This window comes from Microvirga pakistanensis (assembly GCF_004458765.1).
GTDB lineage: Bacteria > Pseudomonadota > Alphaproteobacteria > Rhizobiales > Beijerinckiaceae > Microvirga > Microvirga pakistanensis.
Map to the genome: position 1 here is coordinate 1 of NZ_SPJX01000077.1, position 223 is coordinate 223.

The 223-nt window shown below is 68.2% G+C and carries 1 protein-coding gene; it reads left to right on the top strand.

Annotated elements, in window-relative coordinates:
• Positions 1 to 55: 55 nt before the first annotated feature.
• The coding region (locus tag E4K09_RS31215; protein ID WP_483238011.1) for a hypothetical protein at positions 56 to 223 on the top strand (168 nt) is incomplete at its 3' end.

Below are 223 nucleotides of genomic sequence, written 5' to 3' on the forward strand. Positions count from 1 at the left end.
ACCGGTTGGCCTCGATCGTCTCGTTCGGCTTCCTCAAGACGTCCGTTCGGCCCTTATCCAGCGGCTTGGGGTCGAAGGCGGGGCGGCCGCCTCTCTTGTTCTTGCCGCGGCGTCCCAGGGACGGGGAAGCGAAGCTCTCGCGCTCTCCCTCGTGTGCGGTGTTCTCTTCGGCGAGCAGCCCGCCCGACCCGAGCTGCGAGAGGCTGCTGTCCGGCTCGAAACG